Raw genomic sequence first — 13558 nt, forward strand, 5'->3', positions numbered from 1 at the left:
GTCAGGCCCGGGTCGGGCGGATCTCTCGCGGTAGGGCGAACACCAGCGTCTCGTTGGCCGTCGTCACCGGCTGCACGGTGCCGTAGCCGAACTCCGCCAGCCGATCGAGCACGCCACGCACCAGGATCTCCGGGACCGAGGCGCCCGAGGTGACCCCGACGGTCGTGACACCGTCGAGCCAGGCCGGGTCGATGTCCTCGGCGTAGTCGACCAGCTTGGCCGCGTTGGAGCCGGCGCCCAGGGCGACCTCGACCAGGCGCACCGAGTTCGAGGAGTTGCGCGAGCCGACGACGATCACCAGCTCGCACTGCGGGGCCATCGCCTTGACCGCGCCCTGGCGGTTCTGGGTGGCGTAACAAATATCGTCGCTGGGCGGGTCTTGCAGCGTGGGGAACTTCTCCCGCAGCCGGCGCACCGTCTCCATGGTCTCGTCGACGCTGAGCGTGGTCTGCGACAGCCAGATGACCTTGTTCGGGTCGCGCACGGTGACCTTGTCCACGGCGTCGGGGTTGTCGACAACCTGGACGTGGTCCGGCGCCTCACCGGCGGTGCCGACGACCTCCTCGTGGCCCTCGTGTCCGACCAGCAGGATGTCGTAGTCGTCGCGGGCGAACCGCTTGGCCTCGTTGTGCACCTTGGTGACCAGCGGGCAGGTGGCATCGATCGTCTTCAGATTCCGCGCCGCGGCCTCTTCGTGGACCGTCGGCGCGACGCCGTGGGCGGAGAACACGACGATGGCGCCCTCGGGTACCTCGTCGGTCTGCTCGACGAACACCGCACCGGCCTTGGCCAGGGTGTCCACGACGTAGCGGTTGTGCACGATCTCGTGCCGCACGTATACCGGGGCGCCATGCTTCTCCAGCGCCCGCTCGACCGTCTCGACGGCCCGGTCCACCCCGGCGCAATACCCTCGGGGTTCGGCCAGCAGCACCCGCTTGCCGGTCACTCCCCCGGCCGCCGTGCTCGACGCACCGGGAATCCCCATGTTGACAGTTGGCGGCATGGTTTCAGGGTACGTTCCCGCAACACGGGCGGGCCAGCCGTAGGCTTGGGCCCATGGCAACAGCACCGTATGGGGTTCGTCTGCTGGTCGGGGCCGCCGTGACCGCCATCGAGGAGACCCGCAAGCTGCCGCAGACCATCCTGATGTACCCGATGACGGTGGCCAGCACCGTCGCGCACGTCGTGATGAAGGTGCAGCAGGACTTGGCGGACCTGGTGATCAAGGGCGACGCGACCCTGGACAGCCTGTTCCCGCCGAAGGACGAGCAGGCCGAATGGGCGACGTTCGACGAGGACCTGCCCGATGACGCCGACGTCCCAGTGGTCGACGGCGAGCGCCTGACCGAAGGACGGTTCGCCCTGTACTCGGTGACCGACGGGGTCGACGCCAAGGCCGCCGAACCGGTGGTCACCGAGCCCGCCTCGGTGAGCGCGCCGCCGATCGCCGAGGAACTCGACTACGAGTCGCTGACGCTGGCCCAGCTGCGGGCCCGACTGCAGTCGCTGAGCGTCGCCGACCTCGAGGCGCTGCTGGCCTACGAGGAAGCCTCCAAGGCCCGCGCGCCGTTCCAGACCTTGCTGGCCAACAGGATCACCCGCGCGACTGCCAAGTGAGCGCGCCGGGCAACTCCGCGGAGAACCCGTTCCCGGTCCGCGCCGTGGCCATCCGCGTCGCAGGCTGGATCGACAAGCTGGGCACGGTATGGGTCGAGGGTCAACTGACCCAGATCAACGTGCGCAGCTCGACGGCCTACATGGTGCTGCGCGACCCGGCCGCCAACATGTCGCTGGACATCAGCTGCCCTCGTGACCTGGTGCACTCAGCGCCGGTCAAGCTCACCGAAGGCACTCAGGTGGTGGTCTGCGGCAAGCCCACGTTCTACACCGTCCGGGGCTCGTTTTCATTGCGGGTCACCGATATTCGCGCTGTCGGCGTCGGCGAACTGCTAGCCCGGATCGAGCGGCTACGCCGGCTCCTGGAAGCCGAGGGGTTGTTCGATCCACGCCTGAAGCGGCCGCTGCCGTTCCTACCGTCGACTGTCGGGCTGATCACCGGGCGAGCCAGCGCGGCCGAGCACGACGTGACGACGGTGGCCGCGGCGCGCTGGCCGGCGGTGCGCTTCGCGATTCGCAACACCGCCGTGCAGGGCGTCAACGCGGTGGCCCAGATCGTCGAGGCACTGCGCGAGCTCGACAGCGACCCCGACGTCGACGTCATCGTGATCGCCCGCGGCGGCGGGAGCGTGGAAGACCTGCTGCCGTTCTCCGACGAGACGCTGTGCCGGGAGATCGCCGCCTGCACCACGCCGGTGGTCAGCGCGGTCGGTCACGAGCCGGACAACCCGCTGTGCGACCTGGTCGCCGACGTGCGCGCGGCCACGCCGACCGACGCCGCCAAGAAGGTGGTCCCTGACACCGCGGCCGAGCTGGCGCTGGTGAGCGAACTGCGGCACCGCAGCGCGCAGGCGTTGCGCAACTGGGTCGGCCGCGAACAGCGCACCCTGACCCATTTGCGCAGCCGCCCGGTGCTGGCCGACCCGCTGCGTGGCCTGACCCAGCGCACTGAGGAGGTCGAGCGGGCCCGCGCCGCGGTGCGCCGCGACATCACCCGCCTGGTGGCCGTCGAGTCGGACCGGATTGGCCATCTGGCCGCCCGGCTGGCGACGCTGGGCCCAGCGGCCACGCTGGCCCGCGGCTACGCGGTGGTTCAGACGGCGACCGGCAGCATCCTGCGTTCGACCACCGACGCACCGGCCGGGACCCGGCTGCGGGTCCGGGTTTCCGACGGCGCAGTGGGCGCCACCAGTACCGGCCCGACGGATGGAGCCGCATGAGCGAACAACCGACGAAGCCCATTAGTGAGCTCGGCTATGAACAGTGCCGCGACGAACTGATCGAGGTGGTCCGCGTCCTCGAACAAGGCGGACTCGATCTTGATGCGTCGCTGAAACTATGGGAGCGAGGCGAGGAGCTGGCCCGACGCTGCGAGGAGCACTTAGCCGGGGCCCGCAAGCGCATCGAGGACGCGCTCGCCTCCCGCGACGACACCGAGGACTGACCGATCCCAGGCGGCCAACCAGCGACATTGGCAAACTGGAACGTGTTTCAGTTATTCTCGCCGGCATGGGTGATGCCACGCTGACCACCGAACTCGGCCGCGTACTGGTCACCGGAGGCGCCGGGTTCGTCGGCGCCAACCTGGTCACCGAGCTGCTCGAGCGCGGGCACTTCGTCCGCGCCTTCGACCGGGCACCCTCTGCGCTGCCACCCCACGAGCGGCTCGAGGTGCTCCAGGGTGACATCTGCGACGCCGATACCGTCGCCGCCGCCGTCAGCGGGATCGACACGATCGTCCACACTGCGGCGATCATCGACCTGATGGGCGGCGCCTCGGTCACCGAGGAGTACCGCAAGCGCAGTTTTGACGTCAACGTCGGTGGCACCACGAACCTGGTGCACGCCGCACAGGCAGCCGGGGTGCAGCGGTTCGTCTACACCGCCTCCAACAGTGTCGTAGTGGGCGGTCAACCCATCGCGGGCGGCGACGAAACCATGCCCTACACAGCACGTTTCAACGATCTCTACACCGAGACCAAGGTGGCCGCAGAGAAGTTCGTACTGAGCCAGAACGGTGTCGACGGCCTGCTCACCTGCTCAATCCGGCCCTCGGGCATCTGGGGCCGCGGCGATCAGACCATGTTCCGCAAGCTGTTCGAAAGAGTGCTGGCCGGCCAGGTGAAGGTGCTGGTGGGCAGCGAGCGCGCCAAACTCGACAACTCCTACGTGCACAACCTGGTGCACGGGTTCATCCTGGCCGCCCAGCACCTGGTGCCCGGCGGCACCGCACCCGGCCAGGCGTACTTCATCAACGACGGCGAGCCGATCAACATGTTCGATTTCGCCCGACCCGTCGTCGAGGCCTGCGGCGAACGCTGGCCTACGTTGCGAGTGCCCGGGCGTCCGGTGCACGCGGCGCTGACCGCCTGGCAATGGCTGCACTTCCGGTTCGGGCTTCCCCAGCCGCCGCTGGAACCCCTTGCGGTGGAACGGGTTTACCTGGACAACTACTTCTCCATCGACAAGGCCCGCCGCGACCTCGGCTACCAGCCGCTCTACACCACCGCCGAGGCACTGCAGCACTGCCTGCCCTATTACACCGAGCTCTACGCGCAGATGAAGGGCACGGCGAAGACACCGGTCACGGCCTGACCCGCCTGGCGCTGAGCAGCGCCACATTCCTCATAGCCACAACTCTTGTGTGATCTAGTTCACCTACTGACCAATCGACCAATTTGGTCAGTAATATTGAGCTGACCTAAGAGAGAGGCGGTCGCGGGTGTCACGCGTGGATGAACTGCAAATATCGGCATGGCGGCACCTGCTGAGGACCGGCGCCGACAACGCCCAGCCGCTGGTGGACCTCTATCGCCCGTACGTCGACGGCCTGGACAACCTGCCAGCCGATGGGCGCTTCCTGCTGGTCGGTAACCACACTCAGATGTCGGCGTGCGAGATCGTGTTGATCCCCTACTTCGTTCGGCGTCAGGTCGGAAAGCGCGTGCGCCCCTTGGCCGATCGGCAATTCGGCCGGGCACGCGGTCCGCAACAGCATCTGATGGACGCCTTCGGTGGCGTGGTTGGCTCGCCCGAGTCCGCCTCAGCGCTGATGCGTGAGAACGAGCCCGTCCTGGTCTTCCCCGGGGGCGGACGGGAAATCGCGAAGTTCAAGGGCGAGGAGTATCGGCTGCGGTGGGAGAACCGGGCCGGCTTCGCCCGGGTCGCGATAGCGCACCAGTATCCGATCGTGACTGCAGCCCTTGTCGGCGGCGACGACGTCTACATCAGCGTCACCGAGCGAGACAGCCTGTGGGGCAAGGCCGGCACCTGGGTTGCCAAGCAGCTCAGCGGCCGAGACGACATGGCGATGCCGATTATCCGTGGGATCGGACCGACACTGGTGCCTCGCCCGCAACGCATGTATCTGCGATTCGGCCACGTCATCCCGACCGTCGGGCCGCAGAACGTGTCGGCCGACGACTGGACACAGCAGGTCAAAACCCGGGTCCAATCCCAATTGGAGAACGACCTCAGCGAGCTGCAGGAGATCCGACGCCGTGACCCGTACCGCAGCCTGAACCCAACAGCGTGGCGTTCGGCGCTGACGCCGTGACCCAGGCGATGTGACGATGGCGATCGTGGACGGCCTCTGCTCCAGCGACGAGGTGCTGGCCCTCACCGAACCTGGCAGGTTCTTCGGGGACATGTTGGACATCGGACGCTCTGAGGCCGTCCTCCTCATCGTCAGAGTCGCGGATGACTGCGCCATCATCGCCCTCGAAATATCTCCGGAATCATTGGAATTGGCGTGCCAGCAGGCCGTTCGCCGACCATCGCACTCGGTCACTCTGGCCATAGCCGAGATCAGCCAACTCCTCGGCTACGGCAGCCAATGGGCGGCCACGCTCGGCGGCCACTTGCCGGCGTCGAGCCAAGGTATCGCACGGTTCGCCGTCGAACTCGAGCCACAACCGATCCAGCCGGATGCACCGTCCCCTGCGCCACCGGCGCTACGGGAGTTGGTCGGCCGAGACTGGTCGATCGACAGCACCAGGACAGCCCGCATCCGTCGACCGCTGTGGTCCGACGAGGTCGAGTTCGAAGCTCCGATACTGGCGTGGCTGCTCAGCGTCCGACGTGCGCGATGATAGACACCGTTATGACAGCCCTGCCTGAATCGCGCTCACCCAAGGCGGCTCGCATCCTTGCCGCCGCGACGGAGCTGTTGATCAATCGCGGCTTCAAAGGCCTCACGATCGCCGACGTCGCCCAGAAGGCCTACGTCGGAAAGGGCACGGTCTACCTGTTCTGGCCCACCAAGGAAGATCTGTTGATCGGACTGATCGGTCGCGACTTTCTCAGCACCACAGACGAATTGATAGCGAGATTGAACGCCGATCCCGATGTCGCACGCCCGTCACGGTTCTGCCCCGTCATGGTGAGCACGGCACGGAGCCGGCCCCTCATGACGGCCCTGCACGATCACAACGACGATGTTCTTGGGCTGCTGACCACCCATCCGCGCGCCGCCGCACTCGACGCCGCAATCGGTCCCCGCGCGGTGCTGCGAGTCGCGCTGCCGTCGTGGCGCGCCCACGGGATGGTACGAACCGACTGGGATCAAGACGAACAGGTCATGGCCCTGCTAGCGCTGACCGGCGGCATCATGATGTCGCTGGTCCGACCCGCCTTGATCGAAAGCGTCGACCCGCTGCGGGTGTTCGCCGCCGCTGTCACGGCACTGCTCGGCGAAAACGAGGTCGGTCCCGATCATGTCCGGGCGGCCGCCGCCGACCTGATCGACTTCTTCCGCCAAGGACGCAACGCGATCGTCCAGACGATCAACTTACCGCGGCCTTGACCACCCGCCGGTAGGCGGACTTCTGCTCGTCGGTCACGGTCGGAAGGAAGATGACGACGACGTCCTCGACCGCCAGCATGTCGGGCATCGCGGCGGCGTACACCTCGGCGCGGCCGGTATTGGGGAACTTCAGGATCGACACCGTGTCGGTATCGGTGGCCTGCACGCAGCCCGCGGCCGGGCACGTCGAGGCCGTGGCGTCACGTGGGTTCAGCGCCGGGAGCTTCGCCTTGTTGATGGCGTCCAATACCTCGGCGACAGAGACGTCGTTCAAGATCACCGGACCCGCCGGGGTGGCGGGAGCCGTCGGCGCGTTCGAATCCTGGCCGCCGCCGCCGCAGCCGGCCACGGCCGCGACCAGCGCAAGGCTCGCGACTATCAGTCGGCGTCTCCTCGGCATGGACCGAGCGTAACGACATCGCGCGGTGTGTATCCGGGGCCTACCCGTCCCGAGCGCAGACGAATACCGTGTGGGCATGACGAGCAAAGCGGCAACGGCGGCCACCGCCGAGGTCAACGAGGCCGCCAAGGCACGCTACGACCTGGCAAACCGCGATGACTTCGGCGACGCCGACCGCGGCTTCATCGCCCCGATCCCGGAACGGCGCACCGTCAACGACGCCGGCAAGGTGGTCTACGACGGCTCGGTCTACGACTTCATCACCGATGACGAGCCCAACCCCGACACCGTCAATCCGGCGCTGTGGCGGCAAGCCCAGATCATGCGCCGCGCCGGGCTATACAAGGTGGTCGACCGGCTCTATCAGGTGCGCAACAGCAGCCTGGCCAACGTCACCATCGTCGAAGGCGATGACGGCCTGATCGTCATCGACACCGCCACCTCGGTGGAGACCGCACGTCAGGCGTTGGCCCTGTTCCGCGAGCACGTTGTGGACAAGCCCGTCGTCGCGGTCATCTACACCCACACCCATATCGACCACTACGCGGGCATCAAGGGCGTCGTCGACGAGGCCGACGTGACCTCCGGCACGGTGCCGATCATCGCCCCGGGCACCATCGCCTCGTTCGACAAGCACGCGCTCGGCGAGAACGTCATCGCCGGTAACGCCATGATCCGGCGGGCGACTTACCCGTTCGGCGGCCTGCTTACGCCAGGGCCGCGGGGGTTCGTCACCTGCGGGATCGGCTGCGGAGCCAATCACAACGAGACCATCACCTACCTGTCCCCCACCGACCCGATCACCGAAACCGGCTCAGTACGAAAGATTTCCGGGCTGACATTCGAGTTCCTGTACGCCCCCGACACCGAAGCGCCCGAGGAACTGCACATCTGGATCCCCGAGCTCAAGGCGCTCAGCTGCGCGGAGAACGTCAACCACACGATGCACAACATCCAGACACTGCGCGGCGCCCGCACCCGCGACGCGCGCAACTTCGCCCGGTTCATCGACGAAACCTTGGTGCGTTGGGGAGATCTCGCCGAAGTGCACTACGGCCCGCACACCTGGCCGGTGTTCGGCAACGCCAACGTGGTGGCGTTCCTGGAATCCCAGCGCGACACCTACAAGTTCATCCACGACCAGGCATTGCGGCTGGCTAACAAGGGCCTGCACCCGCTGGAGGCCGCCGAGCAGGTCATGCTGCCGGAAGCGTTGGCGCGCAGGTGGTTCAACCGCTTCTATCACGGCACACTGCACCACAACGTGCGCGCTGTGTATGCCAAGGAGCTGGGGTTCTGGGACGGCGACCCGGCCTCGCTGTTTCCGCTGCCGCCGGTGGAGACCGCCAAGCGGCACGTCGAGCTGATCGGCGTCGACCGGATTCTGGCCGAAGGCCGCCGCGCCATCGAATCCGCCGATTACCGCTGGGCCGTTCAGATCCTGCACCACCTGGTGTTCGCCGACCCCGACCACACCGAGGCGCGCACCCTGATGGCCGACGCCTACGAACAGCTCGGCTACCAGATGGAAGGGCCGCAGTGGCGGGGCATCTTCCTGACCGCGGCGCTGGAACTGCGCCAGGGCGTCGACGTGTCGGTGATGAAGGGCTCATCGGGCTACGACACCATCCTGGCAATGCCGACCGGTCTGTTGTTCGACTTCGCAGCGGTGCACGTGATCGGCGAGAAGGCCGGCGACGTCGACCTCCGGATCAACGTAACCATCACCGATTCGGGTGAGCAGTGGACCATGTGGATCCGCAACGGCGTGCTCAACGCCAGGCCCTCCCACACGGCCACTGCCGGATTGGCGGTGTCGGGCGGCAAGGCGGCGATCGCGATGTTCCTGCTGGCCCCCACAGTCGCCAAGGGCTGGATCGAGGCCGGCACGCTGACGGCCGACGGCGACCTCGCTGTGGTGGACCGCTACGCCGCGGTGCTCGACGAGTTCGATCCCGGATTCAACATCGTCACGCCCTAACCGCGCGGGTCACGCTGCCCGCCGTGCTTCACTAGAACGCGTTCTAGATCCGGAAGGGAGCTCGATGTCCGACGCTGTGCTGGTAACGGGTGCATTCGGGCTGGTGGGAAGCGCCACGGTCAAGCACCTGGCGGCCGCCGGCCGTCACGTGGTCGCTACCGACCTCGACACCCCCGCCACCCGCAAGGCCGCGACCAATCTGTCTGCCGGCATCACGGTGCGCTGGGCCGATCTCACCGACGCCGCCGCCGTCGAGCGGCTACTGGCCGACGTCTCCCCCGCCGTGGTCATCCACCTGGCCGCGGTGATCCCGCCGCTGTGCTACGCCAAGCCCGCCCTGGCCCGCAAGGTGAACGTCGAGGCGACTGCCAACCTGGTGAAAGCCGCTGAGGCACAGGCTAAGCCGCCCAGGCTGGTGCAGGCGTCGAGCATCGCGGTCTATGGGCCGCGAAACCCCCACCACATCAAAGACCTGCTCACCGCGGACACACCGGTCAACCCCTACGACAACTACGGCAAACACAAGGTCGAAGCCGAAGCCCTCGTGCGGGCGTCGGGGCTGGACTGGGTGATCCTGCGACTGGGCGGGGTGCTGACGGTGGAGCTCAACCTGGGGATGGATCCCAACCTGATCTTCTTCGAGGGTGTGCTGCCCACCGACGGCCGGCTGCAGACCGTCGACGTCCGCGACGTGGCGCACGCGTTCGCCGCGGCCACCACCGCAGACGCCGTCGGGCAGATCCTGCTGATCGGCGGCGACGACTCCCACCGGTTGGTACAGGGCGATATCGGGCCGTCCACCGCGGCGGCGATGGGTCTGGTCGGCGCGCTGCCCACCGGACGCAAGGGCGACCCCGACGACGACGCGGCGTGGTTCGCCACCGACTGGATGGACTCGGCGACCGCGCAGGCGGTACTCAAGCATCAGCACCACTCGTGGCCGGACATGCTGACCGAGACGGCCAACAGGGTGGGCTGGAGGCGCTACCTGTTCCGTCTTGTCGCGCCGTTGGCGCGCGAATACCTACGACGCCAGTCGCCGTATTACGGCCAGCCGCCCGGGTACACCAACCCGTGGGAGGCCGTACGACGCAAATGGGGCGCTCCGGAAAACGAAGGGAAGACAACATGACCGATCGGGTAGCAGTCATCGTCGGCGGTGCGTCCGGAATCGGCTGGGCGACGGCGCAGACGTTGGCCGCGCGCGGCGACCGGGTGACGATCGCCGACCGCAACACCGATCTGGCCCGCGAACGGGCCGCGACGCTGGGTGATCCACACACCTGGGCAGCTGTCGAGGTCACCGACGAGGCGACGGTGTCTGCGCTCTTCGACGATGTGGTGGCCCGCGAGGGCGGCGTGCACGTCGTGGTGAACTGCGCCGGGTTCAGCGGGTTCGGGCTGATCACCGAGCTGGACGCCGAGCAGTTCCGCTCGGTGATCGACGTCTGCCTCAACGGCGCTTTCCTGGTGATCAAGCACGCCGGCAGTCACCTCCGCGAGGGTGGCGCGCTGGTGTCGTTGACGTCACTCAACGCCCGTCAGCCCGCGATCGGAATGAGCGCGTACTGCGCAGCCAAAGCGGGGTTGTCGATGCTGACCCAGGTGGCGGCGCTGGAACTCGGCCCCCGCGGGATCCGGGTCAACGCCGTCGCGCCCGGCTTCGTGCACACCCCGCTGACCGAGGGTGCGGCCGTGGTGCCCGGGGTGGTCGACGAGTACGTCGAGAACACCGCGCTGGGGCGGCCGGGGACACCGGAGGATATCGCCGAGGCGGTGGCGTTCCTGTGCTCGCCGCAGTCGTCATGGCTGACCGGGGAGATCCTCGACCTCAACGGCGGGGCGCACCTCAAGCGGTACCCCAACATCCACGAGCACCTGACCCGGCTGATGAATCAGTGAGGTTCGGTGAACACTGAATTCACGCAGACGCAGAAGCGGGCCCTGGCGGTCGTCACGGTGATCGCCGTGCTGCTGGGCGCCTACTTCCTGCGGCACTACTTCATCCTGGTCGTGATCGCGGCGATCGTGGCCTACCTGTTCACCCCGCTGTACAACCGGTGCCGTCGCCGGTTCAACACCGGGCTCTCGGCGGCCTTCACCGTGCTGGCCGCGCTGGCGACGGTGATCATCCCGGTGGGCGCCCTGTTAACGCTTGCAGTGCTGCAGATTTCGCACATGGTGGTGCACGTCGCCGAGTGGGTGCAGACCGCTGACGTGTCCACGCTCGGCGACAAGACGCTGACGGTGATCAACCAGCTGCTGGCCAAACTGCCGTTCGGCCATTTCAGCGTGACTGCAGAATCGCTGCGCCACAACATGGTGACGGTGTCCCAGAATGTCGGCCAGTGGCTGCTGCATACCTTGCAGGGCGCCGCCGGCGGCGCGATCGGCGTGATCACCTCGGCGATCATCTTCTTGTATGTGCTGATCTCGCTGCTGACCAACCAGCAGGAAGTGTTGACGCTGATCCGCCGGCTCAACCCGCTCGGCGAGGAGGTCACCGACCTCTACCTGACGAAGATGGCCGCCATGGTGAAGGGAACTGTCAAGGGGCAGTTCATCATCGCCCTGGTGCAGGGCATCCTTGGCGCGTTGTCGATCTACATCGGCGGCTTCCACAACGGGTTCTTCATCTTCGCGATCTTCCTGAGTGCGCTGTCGGTCATCCCCCTGGGCAGCGGCATCGTCACCATCCCGTTCGGCATCGGGATGATGTTCTTCGGCAATATCCCCGGCGGATTGTTCGTGGTGCTGTTCCACGTCATCGGTGTGACCAACGTCGACAACTTCCTGCGCCCCATCCTGGTGCCCCGCGAGGCCCGGCTCGACCCGGCGCTGATGCTGCTGGCGGTGTTCTCCGGCATCGCGATGTTCGGGTTCTGGGGCATCGTCCTGGGGCCGGTGCTGATGATCATCATCGTCACCACGATCTCGGTGTATCTGGCCGTATATAAAGGCGTGGAGATGACCGTGCACGAGACACCCGAAAAGCGACGCCGCCTGTTCACTCGGCAGAGCAAGCCCGAGACGGGCGGCTAAAGCAGCACATCTGCTGTAATGCTTACTTGCAGCGCCTTTGCCATGTTCCGTCGCGAGGGAGTAGCCAGTGGGGAGCACAGTCGCCTCAGCTGAAGCCGGGCTGACGAGGTGGGCGCAACGCGTCGCGGGCCTGGTGCTGGTCATCGCCGCGGTCGACCTGCTGGTTTCGGCGAGTCGAGCCGACGGCGTCACGTCATGCAGAGCCGTGTGGCTAGGCGGGCTGGCCTCGGCGATCCTGGCGCAGACCGGACGGCCGTCAGTCACCCAGATATGGTGTGGCCGCGTAATCGCCGCGGTGGTGGGCACCTCTGCCGCGGTGGTGCTCGTCGCGCACCTGATGGGCCACCCGATCGGGCCGACCCTGCGCACTGCGACGTCGATCCTGTATCTGTCGGGTGCCAGCCTGCTGATGCTCGTCAGGCGCCGGTGGGCCGGGTTGGTATGGGGCGTCTTGCTTTCGGCGGCGATGGCTGCACCGGTGGCCACCGTCGTCGGCCATACGTTCAGGGCCACCTCGGTGGTGCAGATGGCGGAGACCACCGGCCAAGGGCTGCCCACGGCCATCGGCGTTCTGCTATTGGCTGCCGCCGCCGCGCTAGCGCGTCCCGACCGCAACCCGATTGCCTGGTTTCTCGCGCGTTCGGACCGGTGGTCATTGCTCCGACTTGTCGTCGTGCTGTGCGGCCTGCCCTTTCTGGTGAGCGTGGCTCGCCTCCCGTTCCTGGCCTTGGGGTTGGGCAACCAAGCGGCGTGGATTCTTGCGACGACCTCCGCCACCGTCATCATCGGGGTGGTCACGTTCTACGCCAGTCAGCGGGAGCAGCGACTTCTCATCGAACGCGCCGAGGCGGAGAAACGCTATCGCATGCTGGCCGACAACGCCGTCGACGTCGTGTTCCATCTGCACGGCGGCCGGGTCGCATGGGTCTCACCATCGGTGACAGCCGCGTTCGGCGACCCACCCGAACGCTGGGTCGGCTCTGACCTGAGCGTGCATATTCACGACGACGACCTCATTGCAGCGACGACAACCATGCTCGACATCGATTGCAAGACAACGGCATCTGCCCGATTCAGGGTCCGCACCTCCAGCGGCAAGTACCACTGGGTCGACGGGAATGCAAAGTCATACCTGGATGCGGACGGTAACACCGACGGCATCATCGCGGCGTTGCGGATCGTCGATGGGCAGGTAGAGGCACAGGAGCGGCTCGACCGGCTAGCCAGGTTCGACACCCTCACCGGGCTTCTCAACCGCTCCGAAGTGCTCGACCGCCTGGATAGCGCACTGGTGCAGCGTTGTTCACCCAACGCGCAGCTGGGCATCCTGTTCTGCGATATCGACCACTTCAAGTCCATCAACGACACCTTCGGCCATTCCGCCGGCGATGTGGTGCTCTCGACCATCGCCGCGCGGATCACCGACAGCGTCCGCAACGGGGACACGGTCGGACGAGTGGGCGGTGACGAGATGGTGGTCCTCCTTCCGGGCATCCGCAATATCGATGACGCAGCCGGAGTCGCCGAGAAGATTCGTTGCCGAGCCGCCGAGCCGATATACCATGCCGGACAGATGATCTGCGCGACACTCAGTATCGGGGCCACCGTAGCGGTGCCCGGTGAACCGGCAACAGCGGTGACCGCCCGCGCCGACGTGGCGATGTATCGAGCCAAGCAGGCGCGCCGCAACGCCGTCGTCCGCATTTAACCGCAA

General features: G+C 66.8%; 14 protein-coding genes. 12 read left to right on the forward strand and 2 right to left on the reverse strand.

Annotated features, from left to right (window positions below; genetic code table 11):
- Position 1: 1 nt before the first annotated feature.
- The gene (locus tag ADBZ9K_RS10710; protein WP_526620106.1) at positions 2-1003 is read right to left on the reverse strand and encodes a 4-hydroxy-3-methylbut-2-enyl diphosphate reductase; all 1002 of its coding nucleotides are present in this window, start codon (positions 1001-1003) and stop codon (positions 2-4) included.
- A 53-nt stretch (positions 1004-1056) separates the two neighbouring features.
- Between ADBZ9K_RS10710 and ADBZ9K_RS10715 the strand changes: the two genes are divergently transcribed.
- The 7 genes from ADBZ9K_RS10715 (at position 1057) to ADBZ9K_RS10745 (ending at position 6421) form a co-directional block, all read left to right on the forward strand.
- On the forward strand, positions 1057-1617 hold the full coding sequence (locus ADBZ9K_RS10715; protein WP_526620108.1) for a lipid droplet-associated protein: 561 nt from the start codon (positions 1057-1059) through the stop codon (positions 1615-1617).
- Positions 1614-2837, forward strand: a complete 1224-nt coding sequence (gene xseA, locus ADBZ9K_RS10720) for an exodeoxyribonuclease VII large subunit (RefSeq protein ID WP_526620110.1) — start codon at positions 1614-1616, stop codon at positions 2835-2837. Before ADBZ9K_RS10715 ends, xseA begins: the two co-directional genes overlap by 4 nt.
- On the forward strand, positions 2834-3061 hold the full coding sequence (locus tag ADBZ9K_RS10725; RefSeq protein WP_526620112.1) for an exodeoxyribonuclease VII small subunit: 228 nt from the start codon (positions 2834-2836) through the stop codon (positions 3059-3061). Before xseA ends, ADBZ9K_RS10725 begins: the two co-directional genes overlap by 4 nt.
- Positions 3062-3114: 53 nt before the next feature.
- Positions 3115-4212: a 3-beta-hydroxysteroid dehydrogenase gene (locus ADBZ9K_RS10730; protein WP_526620906.1), complete on the forward strand. Its 1098-nt coding sequence runs from the start codon at positions 3115-3117 to the stop codon at positions 4210-4212.
- Between the two features lie 136 nt (positions 4213-4348).
- Positions 4349-5173, forward strand: a complete 825-nt coding sequence (locus ADBZ9K_RS10735) for a lysophospholipid acyltransferase family protein (protein WP_526620114.1) — start codon at positions 4349-4351, stop codon at positions 5171-5173.
- Between the two features lie 25 nt (positions 5174-5198).
- Positions 5199-5708 (forward strand): hypothetical protein, encoded by a 510-nt coding sequence (locus ADBZ9K_RS10740; protein ID WP_526620115.1) that lies wholly within the window; start codon positions 5199-5201, stop codon positions 5706-5708.
- A gap of 11 nt (positions 5709-5719) precedes the next feature.
- Positions 5720-6421 carry a TetR/AcrR family transcriptional regulator gene (locus tag ADBZ9K_RS10745; RefSeq protein WP_526620117.1) on the forward strand — a complete coding sequence of 234 codons (702 nt, stop codon included), beginning with the start codon at positions 5720-5722 and terminating at the stop codon, positions 6419-6421.
- Here the strand turns inward: ADBZ9K_RS10745 and ADBZ9K_RS10750 are convergent.
- Positions 6402-6821, reverse strand: coding sequence for a hypothetical protein (locus ADBZ9K_RS10750; protein WP_526620119.1), 420 nt, complete (start codon positions 6819-6821; stop codon positions 6402-6404). The genes ADBZ9K_RS10745 and ADBZ9K_RS10750 overlap by 20 nt on opposite strands.
- A gap of 76 nt (positions 6822-6897) precedes the next feature.
- Here ADBZ9K_RS10750 and ADBZ9K_RS10755 point away from each other — a divergent pair, with 76 nt between their 5' ends.
- From ADBZ9K_RS10755 to ADBZ9K_RS10775, 5 genes are all read left to right on the forward strand, one after another.
- Positions 6898-8802, forward strand: coding sequence for an alkyl/aryl-sulfatase (locus ADBZ9K_RS10755; protein ID WP_526620120.1), 1905 nt, complete (start codon positions 6898-6900; stop codon positions 8800-8802).
- A 64-nt stretch (positions 8803-8866) separates the two neighbouring features.
- Positions 8867-9934 (forward strand): NAD-dependent epimerase/dehydratase family protein, encoded by a 1068-nt coding sequence (locus tag ADBZ9K_RS10760; RefSeq protein ID WP_526620121.1) that lies wholly within the window; start codon positions 8867-8869, stop codon positions 9932-9934.
- Complete coding sequence (locus ADBZ9K_RS10765; protein ID WP_526620122.1) at positions 9931-10704, forward strand: SDR family NAD(P)-dependent oxidoreductase; 774 nt, start codon at positions 9931-9933, stop codon at positions 10702-10704. Before ADBZ9K_RS10760 ends, ADBZ9K_RS10765 begins: the two co-directional genes overlap by 4 nt.
- A 6-nt stretch (positions 10705-10710) precedes the next feature.
- Entirely contained in the window at positions 10711-11844 is a 1134-nt protein-coding gene (locus tag ADBZ9K_RS10770; RefSeq protein ID WP_526620124.1) for an AI-2E family transporter, read from the forward strand.
- A 67-nt stretch (positions 11845-11911) separates the two neighbouring features.
- Complete coding sequence (locus ADBZ9K_RS10775) at positions 11912-13552, forward strand: diguanylate cyclase domain-containing protein (RefSeq protein WP_526620126.1); 1641 nt, start codon at positions 11912-11914, stop codon at positions 13550-13552.
- Positions 13553-13558 lie beyond the last annotated feature (6 nt).

The sequence above is a fragment of the Mycobacterium sp. genome, from assembly GCF_965229265.1.
Classification (GTDB): Bacteria; Actinomycetota; Actinomycetes; order Mycobacteriales; family Mycobacteriaceae; genus Mycobacterium.